Origin of the sequence: Candidatus Macondimonas diazotrophica (genome assembly GCF_004684205.1) — a bacterium.
GTDB classification, from domain to species: Bacteria; Pseudomonadota; Gammaproteobacteria; order UBA5335; family UBA5335; genus Macondimonas; species Macondimonas diazotrophica.
The window spans coordinates 1-15,535 of record NZ_SRIO01000026.1; the positions used below are offsets into that span (position 1 = coordinate 1).

The window sequence follows — 15,535 nt, forward strand, 5'->3', positions numbered from 1 at the left end:
GTAAGCCTTGAACTCACCCCCAAACTTCTCCGCCAACACCTTCGTCAGCGCCGCCGTCAGCGTCGTCTTCCCATGGTCCACATGACCAATCGTCCCCACATTCACATGCGGCTTCGTACGCTCAAACTTGCTCTTGGCCACGACTCATTAACCTCGCAAAAAACTTGATTGACTTCAGGATGCTTTCTTGATGACCGCTTCAGCCACGCTAGCCGGCGCTTCCGCATACCGCGAAAACTCCATGCTGTAGCCTGCCCGCCCTTGGGTCTGGGAGCGAAGATCCGTTGCATAACCGAACATCTCGGCCAAAGGCACTTCGGCCCGCACAATCTTCCCGGAGGGCCCATCCTCCATGCCCTGAACCAGCCCCCGACGACGATTGAGGTCGCCGATGACGTCTCCCATGTAATCTTCGGGCGTCACCACTTCCACTTTCATCATCGGCTCCAGCAACACCGGATCGGCTTTGCGAGCACCTTCCTTCACACCCATCGATGCGGCAATCTTGAAGGCCATTTCCGAGGAGTCGACATCGTGATAAGACCCGTCGAAGAGGGTCACACGCACATCAACCATCGGGAACCCGGCAATGACCCCATTTTCCAGCTGCTCTTTAGCGCCTTTGTCGACCGCGGGGATATACTCCCGAGGAACCACCCCACCAACGATCGAGTTGACAAACTCGTAGCCTTCGCCACGCTCGCGCGGCTCGATCCGCAGCCAGACATGACCAAACTGGCCCCGCCCGCCCGACTGCCGAACGAACTTGCCTTCCTGTTCGACCGTCTTACGAATGCTTTCGCGGTAGGCGACCTGCGGCTTGCCCACATTGGCCTCGACCTTGAATTCCCGGCGCATGCGATCCACCAGGATCTCCAAGTGCAACTCACCCATCCCGGAAATGATGGTCTGACCTGACTCCTCATCGGTCCGAACCCGGAATGACGGGTCTTCCTGCGCCAGCTTCTGCAGCGCAATCCCCATCTTCTCCTGATCCGCCTTGGTCTTGGGCTCCACCGCCACTGCGATTACCGGCTCGGGGAACTCCATCTTTTCCAACACGACGGGCTTATCCATGGCAGACAGCGTGGTCCCGGTGATGACATCCTTGAGCCCGACACAGGCGCCAATATCACCGGCGCGCAACTCTTTGATCTCTTCCCGCTGATTAGCGTGCATCTGAAGGATGCGACCAATCCGCTCCTTGCCGCTATTCTGCGAGTTATAGACGGTATCGCCCGACGAGAGCACGCCCGAATAGACGCGCACGAACGTGAGCGTCCCGACGAACGGATCCGTCATGATCTTGAAAGCAAGCGCGGAGAACGGCTCATCGTCCTTCGCATGGCGCTCGATTGGCTCCTCGCTACCCGCATCAATGCCGCGAATCGCCGCCACATCATTGGGAGCGGGAAGGTACTCGATAACTGCATCGAGCATCGCCTGAACGCCTTTGTTCTTGAAGGCCGAGCCGCACAACATCGGAACAATCTCAAGATCGACAGTGCGCTTGCGCAAGCCGGCCTTAATTTCCTCTTCCGTCAGCTCGCCGCCCTCGAGATACTTCTCCATGAGCTCATCAGAGGACTCGGCTGCCGCCTCCACCATCTTTTCGCGCCACTCAACGGAAAGCTCTTCAAGGTCAGCAGGGACATCGACATACCGGAAGGTCGTCCCGCGGTTGTCTTCATCCCACAAAATGGCCTTCATCTTGACCAGATCGATAACTCCCTTGAACGAATCCTCGGCGCCAATCGGAACCTGAATCGGAACGGGATTCGCGCGCAGTCGATCGCGCATCTGGTCATAGACCTTGAAGAAGTCAGCCCCCGCCCGATCCATCTTGTTGACAAATGCGATCCGCGGCACGCCGTACTTGGTGGCTTGACGCCATACGGTTTCGGACTGCGGCTGCACGCCACCGACGGCGCAGTACACCATGCATGCACCATCCAGGACGCGCATGGAGCGCTCCACCTCGATGGTGAAATCAACATGCCCGGGAGTATCGATGATATTGATCCGATGCTCAGGCATGTTACCTGCCATCCCGCTCCAGAAGCAGGTGGTCGCAGCCGACGTAATGGTGATCCCGCGCTCCTGCTCCTGCTCCATCCAGTCCATGGTGGCCGCACCGTCATGCACTTCGCCAATCTTGTGACTGACGCCCGTGTAAAACAGCACGCGCTCCGTGGTCGTCGTCTTTCCGGCATCGATATGCGCGGAAATGCCGATGTTCCGGTAGCGTTCAATAGGAGTCTTACGGGCCACCTGATATTCCTCTCGTACGGGATGCGGACGCGATTACCAACGAAAATGCGAGAAAGCCTTATTGGCCTCCGCCATGCGATGCGTTTCTTCCCGCTTCTTGACGGCAGTGCCGCGGTTGTCTGCGGCATCCATCAACTCACCGGCCAATCGCCGCACCATAGACTTCTCGCCGCGGGCGCGGGCCGCATCAATGATCCAGCGCATCGCCAGCGCTGTGCGACGGGTCGGGCGAACCTCTGTGGGTACCTGATAAGTCGCGCCGCCGACGCGGCGGGACTTCACTTCGACCGCAGGACGAACCGCCTCCAAAGCAGCATCAAGGACCGACAACGGATCGCCACCACGCTTCTGGCTGACCTCGTCCAAGGCCTTGTAGACAATACCTTCGGCAACGGACTTCTTGCCGTCACACATCACCATATTCACGAACTTCGCCAGCTGCTCACTTCCGAATTTGGGATCCGGAAGAATGACCCGCTTGGCTGCAATCTTTCTTCTTGCCATCTTTCAACTCCGCCGTTCCGGGGATCAGAATCCGCCGATCAACCCTTCGGCCGTTTAGCGCCATACTTGGAGCGAGCTTGGCGACGCTTGGCGACGCCCGCCGTGTCCAGGCTTCCGCGAACCACGTGATAGCGGACGCCGGGCAAATCCTTTACACGTCCACCACGGATCAAGACCACCGAGTGCTCCTGAAGATTGTGACCTTCGCCGCCGATGTAGCCCGTGACTTCATAGCCATTGGTCAGGCGAACACGCGCCACCTTACGAAGCGCAGAGTTCGGCTTCTTGGGCGTGGTGGTGTATACACGGGTGCAGACGCCCCGCCGCTGCGGGCACTGCTCCAGGGCAGGCACGTCACTTTTGGCAGCCTTGCTGCGACGCGGCTTGCGAACCAACTGATTGATCGTTGCCATGAACCACTCGTCGTATCGAAAAAGATGGATGGGCGCCCGGAAGGGGCCGCCAGACATGAAAGAGGCGCAATTCTAGAGAGGTGTGGCGAAACTGTCAACAAGGCCGCCCAGTCTGTAGCATCTTGCCGCTCGAAACAAGAAAGAGAGGGGCGAGCCCCTCTCTTCGATCTGCCGCTCCGCACTCAGGCTTTGCGATCAGTGGTCTTCAAAGACATCTTCCGGCCGAGGTGCGGCGGATGCAGCAGCCAAAGCCTGCTCGCCTTCGAGAAGCCCCACTCCCGCGCCGCGCAACTCGCGGCGGTGGCTGTGATAGGCCAGCCCGGTACCTGCAGGGATGAGGCGCCCCACAATGACGTTCTCCTTCAAGCCACGCAGGTCGTCCTTGACACCGCGGACGGCCGCATCGGTCAGAACTCGGGTGGTCTCCTGGAAGGAAGCGGCCGAAATGAAGGACTCCGTCGCCAGAGAGGCCTTGGTGATGCCCAGCAACAAGGGTTCCCAGCGAGCCGGCAGCTTGTCGGCCGCTACGGCCTCGTCGTTTTCTTCCAGCAAACGGGCACGGTCGACCTGTTCGCCGCGCAGGAACCGGGTCTCGCCCGGATCGACGATTTCCACCTTTCGCAGCATCTGACGAATAATCGTTTCAATGTGCTTGTCATTGATCCGAACACCTTGTAGGCGATAGACGTCCTGAATCTCCTTAACCAGGTACTCGGCCAATGCCTCTACACCGAGCAGACGCAGAATATCCTGCGGATTGGGTTCGCCATCGGCAACAACATCACCGCGGGCCACCGACTCGCCCTCGAATACGGTGACATTGCGCCATTTCGGCACCAGGACCTCGTTCTGAGCGCCTTCGCTGTCGGTGATAATGAGCCGCTGCTTGCCCTTCGTATCCTTACCAAAGGACACTGTTCCGGCCACTTCGGCGAGAATCGCAGGCTCCTTGGGCTTGCGGGCCTCGAACAAGTCGGCGACGCGCGGCAAACCGCCGGTGATGTCGCGCGTCTTGCTGGATTCCTGGGGGATGCGCGCCAGGATGTCACCCACACGAACTTCCGCGCCGTCCTCCACCAACACCAACGCGCCGGCCGGCAGGAAATAAGCCGCGGGGATGCTGGTTCCCGGGAAGTGCAGGTCTTCTCCCGCCTCATCGACCATCTTGATCATGGGACGCATGTCCCGACCAGCCCCGGTGCGCTGTTTGGGGTCGAGGATCACCACCTGCGACAAGCCGGTCATCTCATCGACCTGGCGCTGAATGGACAAGCCTTCGACCATTTGCACAAATCGCAGTCTGCCCGCGATTTCAGTCACCACCGGATGGGTATGCGGATCCCACTCGGCGACGATCTGACCCGCCTCGACGGTATCACCGTCATTGACCAGCAGGATTGCGCCGTACGGAATCTTGTAGCGTTCACGCTCGCGGCCGAATTCATCACTGACACCGATTTCGCCCGAACGGGAGACGGTCACCAACGAGCCCTTGTGATTGCGGACTGATTTGGCGTTGTGCAGACGCAGGACCCCTTTTCGCTTGACCTGCACGTTGTTGACCGACGCCGCACGCGACGCTGCGCCACCGATATGGAACGTGCGCATCGTCAGCTGCGTGCCCGGCTCGCCAATCGATTGGGCAGCAATGACGCCGACGGCCTCGCCTTCGTTGACCATGTGGCCACGGGCCAGATCCCGTCCGTAACACGCTGCGCAGATCCCGTAGCGCGACTCACAGGTAATCGGCGAGCGAACCAGCACACGATCCACCCCCAGCAACTCCATGGAATCGACCAGATCCTCGTCCAGCAGGGTGTTGACCTCAATCACCACCTCCCCGGTCGAAGGATCGGTGATCGGCTCGGCCAGCACACGACCCAGAACCCGCTCACGCAAGGGCTCCAGAACATCGCCACCCTCCACGATGGGGGACATCGGCAGCCCGCGGGTGGTCCCGCAATCCGGCTCCAAGATCACCACATCCTGGGACACATCCACCAGACGACGCGTGAGATACCCGGAGTTCGCAGTCTTCAGTGCAGTATCCGCCAAGCCTTTGCGCGCGCCATGGGTCGAGATGAAGAACTGCAGAACGTTCAGACCTTCACGGAAATTTGCCGTAATCGGCGTCTCGATAATCGATCCATCCGGTTTGGCCATCAAACCACGCATGCCCGCGAGCTGGCGAATCTGCGCCGCGGAGCCACGCGCACCGGAATCTGCCATCATGAAGATGGAGTTAAAGGATGCCTGACGAACCGCGTTACCGTCCTTGTCCATGACGCGTTCGGTGCCGAGCTTGTCCATCATGGCGCGCGCCACTTGGTCGTTGGTACGCGACCAGATGTCCACGACCTTGTTGTACCGCTCACCGTTGGTCACCAGACCCGAGGCGTATTGCTCCTCGATCTCTTTCACTTCGGATTCGGCATGCTTGAGGATGGCGCTCTTCTCCTCGGGCACGACCATGTCGTCAGCCCCGATGGAAATGCCGGCCACCGTCGCGTAATGGAAACCGGTGTACATCAGCTGGTCCGCGAAAATCACGGTTTCCTTGAGCCCGACCCGGCGATAGCAAGCGTTCAGAACGGCGCCAACCGATTTCTTCGTCAAATCCCGGTTGATCATCTCGAAGGGCAATCCGGCCGGCAGGATCTGGGACAGCAGCGCACGTCCGACCGTGGTTTCCATCAGCCGATACCGATGGTCGCGCTCACCGTCGTTGTCGATCACGCAGTCCGATAGGCGAACCTTGATCCGAGCCTGCAATTCGACCATGCCGTTCCGATAGGCCCGTTCCACTTCGGCCACATCGGCGAAAATCATGCCCTCGCCCGAAGTACCCACACGCTCGCGGGTCATCCAGTACAGCCCCAACACGACATCCTGGGTCGGCACCACGATCGGTTCGCCAGATGCGGGGGAGAGAATATTGTTGGTCGACATCATCAAGGCACGGGCCTCGAGCTGCGCCTCCAGCGAGAGCGGCACATGCACCGCCATCTGGTCGCCGTCGAAGTCGGCATTGAATGCCGTACAGACCAGCGGATGCAGCTGGATCGCCTTGCCTTCGATGAGAACCGGCTCGAACGCCTGGATACCGAGACGATGCAGGGTCGGTGCGCGGTTGAGCAGCACGGGGTGCTCGCGAATTACCTCTTCGAGCATATCCCACACTTGCGGCTCTTCACGCTCCACCATGCGCTTGGCTGCCTTGATGGTGGTGGCGATCCCGAGTCGCTGCAAACGCGAAAAGACGAAAGGCTTGAACAATTCCAGCGCCATGCGCTTGGGCAGGCCGCACTGATGCAACCGCAATGTCGGACCGACCACGATCACCGAACGGCCCGAATAGTCGACGCGCTTGCCGAGCAGGTTCTGCCGGAAACGGCCCTGCTTGCCCTTGATCATATCGGCAAGCGACTTCAGCGGACGCTTGTTCGACCCGGTAATCGCACGACCGCGCCGGCCGTTGTCGAGCAGTGCATCCACCGACTCCTGCAGCATGCGCTTTTCATTGCGGACAATAATGTCCGGCGCCGCCAGCTCGAGCAGCCGCTTCAAGCGGTTGTTGCGGTTGATCACACGCCGATAGAGATCGTTCAGATCCGAAGTCGCGAAGCGGCCACCATCAAGCGGCACCAGCGGGCGCAGCTCCGGCGGCAAGACCGGCAATACCTTCAGGATCATCCACTCCGGCCGGTTCCCCGACTCGACGAACGACTCAATCAGTTTGAGCCGCTTGGCCAAACGCTTGATCTTGGTCTCGGACTGGGTGCCCGCCATCTCATCGCGAAGACGCGTGGCTTCTTTTTGCAGGTCGATGCTCTTGAGCATCTGATCGATGGCCTCAGCACCCATGCGGGCGTCGAATTCATCGCCATGTTCCTCGATGGCATCGAGGTAGGCCTCCTCGGAGAGGATTTGGCCACGTTCGAGCGGCGTCATACCGGGGTCGATGACCAGGTAGGACTCGAAGTACAACACCCGCTCGATATCCCGCAAGGTCATGTCGAGCATGAGACCTATACGGGAAGGCAGCGACTTCAGGAACCAGATATGTGCCGTTGGGCTGGCCAGTTCGATGTGGCCCATGCGCTCACGTCGCACCTTGGCCTGAGTGACCTCAACACCACATTTCTCGCAGACCACGCCGCGATGCTTGAGTCGCTTGTACTTCCCACACAAGCACTCATAATCCTTCACCGGCCCGAAGATCTTTGCACAGAACAACCCATCGCGTTCCGGCTTGAATGTGCGGTAGTTGATCGTCTCGGGTTTCTTGACCTCCCCAAACGACCATGAACGAATCCGTTCGGGAGAAGCCAGGCCGATTCGAATGTTGTCGAAATCGGACATCTGTTCCTGTTGTTTGATGAAGCTCAGCAGATCTTTCATCGTTACTCCTGCGACTTGGCGCGCGGGTCACCGGAATGAGCGGCGCAAGCCACTCATTCCTGTTCCAATTCGATATTGATACCCAAAGACCGGATTTCTTTCACCAGCACGTTGAATGATTCGGGCATTCCAGCCTCCATGCGGTGATCGCCGTCGACAATGTTCTTGTACATGCGGGTCCGCCCCTGCACATCGTCGGACTTCACGGTGAGCATCTCCTGCAGCGTATAGGAGGCACCATAGGCTTCGAGCGCCCAGACCTCCATTTCACCGAACCGCTGGCCACCAAACTGTGCCTTGCCGCCGAGCGGTTGCTGCGTCACGAGGCTGTAGGGACCCGTGGACCGCGCATGGACTTTGTCATCCACCAAGTGGTTCAGTTTGAGCATGTACATGTAGCCCACTGTCACTGGCCGGGCAAACGATTCGCCGGTACGACCGTCGAACAATTGCAGCTGGCCGGATTCAGGCAGATCGGCGAGGCGCAGCATCGCCTTGATCTCGGACTCTTCTGCACCGTCGAATACGGGGGTGGCCATCGGCACACCGCCGCGAAGGTTTCGCCCGAGCTCGAGAACTTCGGCATCGGACAAATCATTCAGGGCAATCTTTTCACGACCGCCGCCCACTTGGTTGTAGATCTGGTCCAGGAATTCCCGCAACTCCTGAGTATTGCGTTGAACGTCCAGCATGCGCCCGATCTTGAGCCCCAATCCCTTGGCCGCAAAACCCAGATGTGTCTCGAGCACCTGACCGATGTTCATGCGAGAGGGAACCCCCAAGGGGTTGAGAACGATGTCCACAGGCGTACCATCGGCCATGTAGGGCATGTCTTCGACCGGAACGATTTGCGAGATGACACCCTTGTTTCCGTGACGCCCGGCCATCTTGTCGCCCGGTTGGATGCGCCGCTTGACGGCCAGAAACACCTTGACCATCTTCAGCACGCCAGGCGCGAGATCATCTCCAGCCGTAATCTTGCGACGCTTTTCCTCGAAACGCTGATCGAATGCCTCACGCTGCAAACGCAGCTGCTCGGCCATGCGTTCCAGGCTGCGGTTCGCCTCTTCGTCCTGAAGTCGGATCTCGAACCACTTCTCGCGGACCAGTTCGTCCAGATATGCCTGCTCGATGACACCGCCCTTGCGCAGCCCCTTGGGACCACCGTCCGCCGGCTTGCCGATCAGCAGTCGCCGCATGCGCTCATAGGTATCGTCCTCGAGGATTCGCAACTGATCGTTAAGATCCTTGCGGACCGCCGCCAATTCGGCCTTTTCGGTCGCCAGCGCCCGCTCATCCTTCTCGACCCCGTCACGAGTAAACACATGAACGTCGATGACATGACCGTCCATGCCGGGCGGGACACGCAGCGAGGTATCTTTCACATCGGAGGCTTTCTCACCAAATATGGCGCGCAGCAGCTTTTCCTCCGGTGTCAGCTGGGTTTCGCCCTTGGGCGTCACCTTCCCAACCAGAATATCGCCCGCCTTGACCTCGGCGCCGATGAACGCAATGCCGGATGGGTCGAGTTTGGCCAAGGCCGCCTCACTGACATTGGGAATATCGGCGGTGATTTCTTCAGACCCGAGCTTGGTATCCCGTGCCACGCAGGTCAGCTCTTCGATGTGAATGGTTGTGAAGCGATCTTCCTGGACCAGCCGCTGTGAAATGAGGATGGAGTCCTCGAAGTTGTAGCCGTTCCAAGGCATGAAGGCCACCAGACAGTTCTGCCCCAGGGCCAGCTCGCCCAGATCGGTGGACGGACCGTCGGCCAGTACGTCGCCGCGCATGATCACATCGCCTGGCTTGACCAACGGACGTTGATTGATGCACGTATTTTGATTTGAACGGACGTACTTGATCAGGTTATAGATGTCGACACCCGGCTCACCGGCTTCGGTTTCCTCGTCGTTCACGCGCACCACAACGCGCGAAGCATCCACCTTGTCGACCACGCCCCCGCGGCGTGCCTTGACGGCTACCCCGGAGTCGATGGCGACAGTGCGCTCCATCCCGGTTCCGACCAGCGGCTTGTCCGCACGCAAGGTCGGCACCGCTTGACGCTGCATATTGGAGCCCATGAGGGCGCGATTGGCATCGTCGTGCTCGAGGAACGGAATCAGGGAGGCAGCGACCGACACAACCTGCCGCGGCGAGACGTCCATGAAGTTCACGCGCGCCCGAGGCATGAGTGTAAATTCATTCTGAAAGCGACAGGACACCAAGTCATCGACCAGGCAATTGTTTTCGTCGAGGCGCGCATTGGCCTGTGCGATCACATATCGCCCATCCTCGATGGCCGACAGATACTCGACCTCGTTGGTGACCTGACCATCCACGACCCTGCGGCAAGGGGTTTCGAGAAACCCATAGGCGTTGGTTCGTGCATAGACCGCCAAGGAATTGATCAACCCGATGTTCGGACCTTCAGGCGTTTCAATCGGGCAGACTCGGCCGTAATGAGTCGGATGGACGTCGCGCACCTCAAACCCGGCGCGTTCGCGAGTCAGCCCGCCCGGCCCCAATGCCGAGACGCGCCGCTTGTGGGTGACCTCAGACAGCGGATTGTTCTGATCCATGAACTGAGACAGCTGCGATGATCCGAAGAACTCCTTGATCGCCGCCGCGACGGGCTTGGCGTTGATGAGCTCCTGTGGCATCAGCCCCTCGCTCTCCGCCATGGAGAGGCGCTCCTTCACGGCTCGCTCCACGCGAACCAGGCCGATGCGAAATACATTCTCCGTCATTTCCCCGACCGATCGGATACGACGGTTGCCCAGATGATCGATGTCATCCACCTGGCCATTGCCGTTACGGATATCAATCAGCACGCGGACGACATCAACGATGTCTTCCTTGCTCAAGGTACCCGGACCCGTGGTTTCATCGCGTCCCAGACGACGATTGAACTTCATCCGGCCCACACCGGACAGGTCGTAGCGATCAAATGAGAAAAAGAGATTCTGAAATAAGGCTTCCGCCGCTTCTTTGGTCGGCGGTTCGCCCGGGCGCATCATGCGATAAATCTCGACCAGCGCCTCAAGCTGCGTGCCGGTTGAGTCGACCCGCAACGTACTGGAAATATAAGGCCCACGATCCAGATCGTTGACATACAGGGTGCGCAACTCACCGATCCCGGCCGCGCGGAGCGCCGACACCTGGGCGGCTGTCAATTCGTCGTTAGTGCGGACCAGCAACTCGCCGGTGTCGCCATCGACCACATCATGTGCTGCCGTCTTGCCAATCAGGTATTCGGGCGGCACCCCAAGCGCAGTGATCCCGGCCTTCTCCAGCTCTCGAATATGGCGCGCAGTGACTCGGCGCCCCTCCTCGACCAACACGGCGTCGCCGATACGAATATCAAAACTGGCCAACTCGCCGCGGAGCCGCTCCGGTACCAACTCAAGCGCGACCTCATCGCCGGACAGATGAAAGACGTTATGGTCAAAAAACAGCTCCAGCATTTCGCTGGGCTCCATACCCAAAGCGCGGAGCAGGACAGTGACCGGCAGCTTCCGCCGACGATCGATGCGGGCGTACAGCAGATCCTTGGCATCAAACTCGAAATCCAGCCAAGATCCCCGATACGGAATGATCCGCGCCGAATAGAGGACCTTGCCGGACGAGTGCGTCTTGCCGCGGTCATGATCGAAAAAGACACCCGGCGAGCGATGCATCTGGGAAACAATCACCCGCTCCGTACCGTTGATCACGAACGTCCCATTCTCGGTCATGAGCGGCAGTTCGCCCATGTAGACTTCCTGCTCCTTGATTTCTTTCGGAATCTTGTTGGCCGCAGGGCTGTCCTTGTCGAACAGAACGAGTCGCACCTTCACTCTGAGCGGGGCCGAATAGGTAATTCCCCGCTGCTGACATTCCTTGATGTCGAACGCCGGTTCGCCGAGCCGATAGTCCACGTATTCCAACCGCGCGTTACCCGAATAGCTCTCGATTGGAAAAACCGTCTTGAGCGCCGCATGAATCCCTCGCTCCTGACGCTGTGTGGCTGGAACGTCGAGTTGCAGAAACTCGCGATAGGAATCAAGCTGTATCGCCAACAGGTAAGGCACTTCCTGCACTGTTGGCAGCTTGGCGAAATCCTTGCGAAAACGCTTTTTTTCGGTGAACGAGTAAGGCATGGAATTATCCCTCGGCGTTTCTGCCGGCCTGCTGAGGAGCGCCGACGGTCTCGTAAGGCGCGAAAGCCAATCCCTATTACGGAATAGCGGTCAGCAAAAGGAGGCCGGCGGCACACGCCACCAGCCCCTAACCACAATATGGTCGTTCTGGAACGACAAGGCGATTACTTGATCTCGGCGGAAGCGCCGGCTTCTTCCAATTGCTTTTTGATGTCTTCCGCCTCGGCTTTGGGCACGCCTTCTTTGATGGTCGCCGGCACAGCTTCCACCATGTCTTTGGCTTCCTTCAAACCCAGGCCGGTAATACCGCGAACCACCTTGATCACGTTGACTTTGTTTGCGCCAAAACTGCTCATGACGACGTTGAATTCCGTTTGCTCTTCGGCAGCTTCGGCAGCACCGGCAGCGCCCGCCCCGGCAACCGGAACGGCAGCGACAGCCGCAGCGGCGGATACGCCGAACTTCTCTTCCATCGCGGAGATCAGATCCACGATTTCGACGACCGTCATGTTGCTGATGGCGTCGAGAATTTCCTCTTTGGAAACAGCCATTGAAATAAACTCCTTAAGAATAAATGATTGCAAATCCCGTTTATGGATTCTGCCCTAGTTTCACGGACGACTGATTCAGGCTGCCTGCTTCTGGTCGCGAATGGCGCTGAGCGTGCGGGCCAGCTTGGCCACCGGCTCATTGACCGTACGGACGAACTTCTCGATCGGCGCCTTCATGACGCCCATGAGCATGGCAATGGCCTGGTCACGGGTCGGCAGGTTGGCAACGCGATCCAAGTCAGCAGCTTCGAGGACCTGACCGCCGATGGCGACAGCCTTGACCTGAAACTTGTCATGAGATTTGGCGAAGTCCTTGAACAGACGCGCCACCGCACCGGGATCCTGCATCGAAAAACCAAGAACCAACGGACCGACCAATCGCTGCGCCAAGGGTTCAAAATCTGTCCCTTGGAGCGCGCGCCGCGCCAGCGTGTTCTTTACGATACGCAGGTAAACCTCATCGTTGCGCGCCTTAACTCGCAACTCGTCCATTTCCGCAGCTTTAAGCCCCCGATATTCGGCGGCAATCACGGAATGTGCCTGGGCAGCCACTCCATTGACCTCGGATACCAAGGCCACTTTGCCTTCCAGCTTGAGCGGCATACTCACCTCCTGGCTCGGGTGACGATACACCCGGAATGACACCAACGAAGCCGCATCCCTGCGATCTCGTCTCCTCTACGATGCCCCTGGGCCAAGTGGCTTGAACGGGATCATCGTCTACGCAGGCCGGAACACCATTAAGATTCCCCTCAATGCCGAGACGAATCACCTGCGGTCTTTGACGCCCGCCATATGGCGGCTGACAAAACTCTTACCCTCAACCATGAAGGTTGATCAAAGCGCCAAACTGGCCTGATCGACCGAAACACCGGGCCCCATGGTGGACGACACGGTAATGCGCTTCATGTAAACCCCTTTCGCGGTTGCCGGCTTGGCCTTCTGAAGATCCGCCAGAAGTGCCTGAAGATTTTCCCGCAACGCATCAACCGCAAAATCCGACTTGCCGATGCTGCAGTGGATAATGCCGGTCTTGTCCGTCCGGTAACGCACCTGCCCACCTTTGGCGTTACGAACCGCGCCGGCCACATCGGGCGTCACGGTTCCGACCTTCGGGTTCGGCATCAGACCACGCGGACCTAGCACCGGCCCAAGCTGACCGACAACACGCATTGCGTCAGGACTGGCAATGACCACATCGAAGTCGAGCTGCCCCGCCTTGACCTGATCGGCAAGATCCTCGAAACCGACCACGTCGGCCCCCGCCTCCTTGGCGGCATCGGCGTTTGCGCCCTGGGCGAATACCGCCACACGCACGGTCTTGCCGGTACCATTGGGCAACACCGTAGCGCCGCGCACCACTTGATCCGACTTGCGCGGATCAACTCCCAGGTTGACCGCAACATCAATCGACTCCAGGAACTTGGCGCTCGAGCACTCCTTGATCAACCCCAAAGCATCATCAATCGGATAGATTCGGCCCGGTTGGATTTTTTCGCGGATCTGCTGCATGCGCTTTCCAAGCTTAGCCATTTCAGACCCCCTCCACTTCGAGACCCATACTACGCGCACTACCGGCGATGGTACGCACGGCAGCGTCCAGGCTTGCAGCGGACAGATCCGGCGTCTTCGCCTTAGCGATTTCCTCGAGCTGCTCTCGCGTCACTTTCCCGACCTTGTTGGTGTGGGGCACCGCGCTACCTTTAGCGATACCGGCTGCCTTCTTGAGCAGCACGCTGGCAGGGGGGGTCTTGGTTATGAAGGTAAAGCTGCGGTCTGAATAGACCGTAATGACCACCGGCAGCGGCAGCCCCGGCTCGACATTCTGGGTCTGCGCATTGAAAGCCTTGCAGAACTCCATGATGTTGACACCGCGCTGACCCAATGCCGGACCGATCGGCGGACTCGGATTGGCTTTGCCGGCCGGCACTTGCAGCTTGATATAAGCTTCGATTTTCTTGGCCATGACTACCTCTCGGGTTCAAACGCCTGTCGGCTCCCCGTACATTCAAAAAACAGACACTCAGGTCTTCTCGACTTGAGAAAACTCTAAGTCAACCGGCGTGGACCGACCGAAAATTGTCACGCTGACACGCAACCGATTCTTCTCGTAGTTAACATCTTCAACGGTGCCGTTAAAGTCGTTGAACGGACCATCAGTCACACGCACCTGCTCGCCAGGCTCAAACAGAATCTTGGGTCGCGGCTTCTCGGCGCCTTCACGGATCCGATCCAGAATTCGCTGTGCTTCCCGCTCGGTAATGGGCGCCGGACGATCCTTGGCGCCCCCGATGAAGCCCAGAACCTTCGGCACTTCCTTCACGAGGTGCCAGGTTTCGTCGTCCATGTCCATCTGGACCAGCACATAACCAGGAAAGAACTTCCGCTCACTGCGCCGCTTCTGTCCCTCCCGCATTTCGATGATTTCCTCGGTAGGAACCAAAATCTCACCGAAACGATCCTGCAGCCCGGCACGACGAATGTGCTCTTCAAGCGAGCGCTTCACCTGATGCTCGAAACCCGAATAGGCCTGCACCACAAACCAGCGCATTGCCATATTCAAGCCCCCATGCCCGTTAGGCGCCGCAGAACGAACCCCAGGAACCAGTCCACCATCCACAACATAACCCCCATGAGCAGCACCATCCCCAAGACGACAAGGGTGGTCTGTATGGTCTCGGGACGCGTCGGCCAAACTACCTTGCGCGCCTCACGGATGGATTCACGGACGCCCGCTACCAGCCGAACCCCAACATGAGTACGACTGGCAACAAAAAGCGCGCTGCCGAAAACGGCCAAAAAAAGGAGGATTCGAAAAATCAGCAGCCATTGCGAAAAATAATAGAATCCCGCAATTCCCGCCCCCACGAGCAGCACGGCAAGCAGCCACTTTGCAGCTTCCAAGATACGGCTGGAAGATTCCTCTTCGACGTTCATCGAATGACTGGACATGGTCCGGGTACTACCATTTTCGACACTACACATAAAATGGCAGGCCAGGAGGGACTCGAACCCCCAACCTGCGGTTTTGGAGACCGCTGCTCTGCCAATTGAGCTACTGGCCTAAAAAAGCGGAAGAAGACTGGAAACAGCCTTCTTCCAATATACATCAGAATCTTACGCGATCACCTTGGAGACGACGCCGGCGCCGACCGTACGGCCGCCTTCGCGAATCGCGAAGCGCAGACCTTCTTCCATCGCAATCGGCGCAATCAGCTTCACCGTCACCTTGACGTTGTCGCCCGGCATCACCATC

Annotated in this window: 13 protein-coding genes and 1 tRNA gene; all 14 read right to left on the reverse strand. The window is 58.8% G+C overall.

The genetic code is table 11. The annotated features are described in order from the left end of the window. Nucleotides 1–141: GTP-binding protein (locus tag E4680_RS12750; RefSeq protein ID WP_240696069.1), on the reverse strand; the 141-nt coding region annotated here is incomplete at its 3' end. 33 nt (nucleotides 142–174) lie between these two features. Beyond that, nucleotides 175–2,271: an elongation factor G gene (gene fusA, locus E4680_RS12755; protein ID WP_135282804.1), complete on the reverse strand. Its 2,097-nt coding sequence runs from the start codon at nucleotides 2,269–2,271 to the stop codon at nucleotides 175–177. 33 nt (nucleotides 2,272–2,304) lie between these two features. Beyond that, nucleotides 2,305–2,775 (reverse strand): 30S ribosomal protein S7, encoded by a 471-nt coding sequence (gene rpsG / locus E4680_RS12760; RefSeq protein ID WP_135282805.1) that lies wholly within the window; start codon nucleotides 2,773–2,775, stop codon nucleotides 2,305–2,307. A 38-nt stretch (nucleotides 2,776–2,813) separates the two neighbouring features. Beyond that, complete coding sequence (gene rpsL / locus E4680_RS12765) at nucleotides 2,814–3,188, reverse strand: 30S ribosomal protein S12 (protein WP_135282806.1); 375 nt, start codon at nucleotides 3,186–3,188, stop codon at nucleotides 2,814–2,816. 195 nt (nucleotides 3,189–3,383) lie between these two features. Next, entirely contained in the window at nucleotides 3,384–7,589 is a 4,206-nt protein-coding gene (rpoC, locus tag E4680_RS12770) for a DNA-directed RNA polymerase subunit beta' (RefSeq protein WP_135282807.1), read from the reverse strand. 53 nt (nucleotides 7,590–7,642) lie between these two features. Further along, nucleotides 7,643–11,728, reverse strand: coding sequence for a DNA-directed RNA polymerase subunit beta (gene rpoB, locus E4680_RS12775; protein ID WP_135282808.1), 4,086 nt, complete (start codon nucleotides 11,726–11,728; stop codon nucleotides 7,643–7,645). A 164-nt stretch (nucleotides 11,729–11,892) separates the two neighbouring features. Next, on the reverse strand, nucleotides 11,893–12,279 hold the full coding sequence (gene rplL / locus E4680_RS12780; RefSeq protein ID WP_135282809.1) for a 50S ribosomal protein L7/L12: 387 nt from the start codon (nucleotides 12,277–12,279) through the stop codon (nucleotides 11,893–11,895). Between the two features lie 75 nt (nucleotides 12,280–12,354). Continuing rightward, entirely contained in the window at nucleotides 12,355–12,882 is a 528-nt protein-coding gene (rplJ, locus tag E4680_RS12785; RefSeq protein WP_135282810.1) for a 50S ribosomal protein L10, read from the reverse strand. Nucleotides 12,883–13,116: 234 nt separating this feature from the next. Then, nucleotides 13,117–13,812, reverse strand: a complete 696-nt coding sequence (rplA, locus tag E4680_RS12790; protein ID WP_135282811.1) for a 50S ribosomal protein L1 — start codon at nucleotides 13,810–13,812, stop codon at nucleotides 13,117–13,119. Nucleotide 13,813: 1 nt separating this feature from the next. Next, nucleotides 13,814–14,245, reverse strand: a complete 432-nt coding sequence (rplK, locus tag E4680_RS12795; protein ID WP_135282812.1) for a 50S ribosomal protein L11 — start codon at nucleotides 14,243–14,245, stop codon at nucleotides 13,814–13,816. A 57-nt stretch (nucleotides 14,246–14,302) separates the two neighbouring features. After that, nucleotides 14,303–14,836 (reverse strand): transcription termination/antitermination protein NusG, encoded by a 534-nt coding sequence (gene nusG, locus E4680_RS12800; protein ID WP_135282813.1) that lies wholly within the window; start codon nucleotides 14,834–14,836, stop codon nucleotides 14,303–14,305. A gap of 2 nt (nucleotides 14,837–14,838) precedes the next feature. After that, complete coding sequence (gene secE / locus E4680_RS12805; protein WP_167792509.1) at nucleotides 14,839–15,216, reverse strand: preprotein translocase subunit SecE; 378 nt, start codon at nucleotides 15,214–15,216, stop codon at nucleotides 14,839–14,841. A gap of 52 nt (nucleotides 15,217–15,268) precedes the next feature. Then, nucleotides 15,269–15,344 (reverse strand) — tRNA-Trp (locus E4680_RS12810). Between the two features lie 52 nt (nucleotides 15,345–15,396). Beyond that, nucleotides 15,397–15,535 (reverse strand): EF-Tu C-terminal domain-related protein (locus tag E4680_RS12815; RefSeq protein ID WP_479688846.1); only part of this gene is annotated, 139 nt, incomplete at its 5' end.

Bases quoted from the DNA above. Each gene is read 5' to 3' on its own strand.
- rpoC (WP_135282807.1), bottom strand. From the start codon at position 7,589: ATGAAAGATCTGCTGAGCTTCATCAAACAACAGGAACAGATGTCCGAT.
- rplL (WP_135282809.1), bottom strand. From the start codon at position 12,279: ATGGCTGTTTCCAAAGAGGAAATTCTCGACGCCATCAGCAACATGACG.
- rplK (WP_135282812.1), bottom strand. From the start codon at position 14,245: ATGGCCAAGAAAATCGAAGCTTATATCAAGCTGCAAGTGCCGGCCGGC.
- secE (WP_167792509.1), bottom strand. From the start codon at position 15,216: ATGAACGTCGAAGAGGAATCTTCCAGCCGTATCTTGGAAGCTGCAAAG.
- nusG (WP_135282813.1), bottom strand. From the start codon at position 14,836: ATGGCAATGCGCTGGTTTGTGGTGCAGGCCTATTCGGGTTTCGAGCAT.
- rpsG (WP_135282805.1), bottom strand. From the start codon at position 2,775: ATGGCAAGAAGAAAGATTGCAGCCAAGCGGGTCATTCTTCCGGATCCC.
- rpoB (WP_135282808.1), bottom strand. From the start codon at position 11,728: ATGCCTTACTCGTTCACCGAAAAAAAGCGTTTTCGCAAGGATTTCGCC.
- rpsL (WP_135282806.1), bottom strand. From the start codon at position 3,188: ATGGCAACGATCAATCAGTTGGTTCGCAAGCCGCGTCGCAGCAAGGCT.
- rplA (WP_135282811.1), bottom strand. From the start codon at position 13,812: ATGGCTAAGCTTGGAAAGCGCATGCAGCAGATCCGCGAAAAAATCCAA.
- rplJ (WP_135282810.1), bottom strand. From the start codon at position 12,882: ATGCCGCTCAAGCTGGAAGGCAAAGTGGCCTTGGTATCCGAGGTCAAT.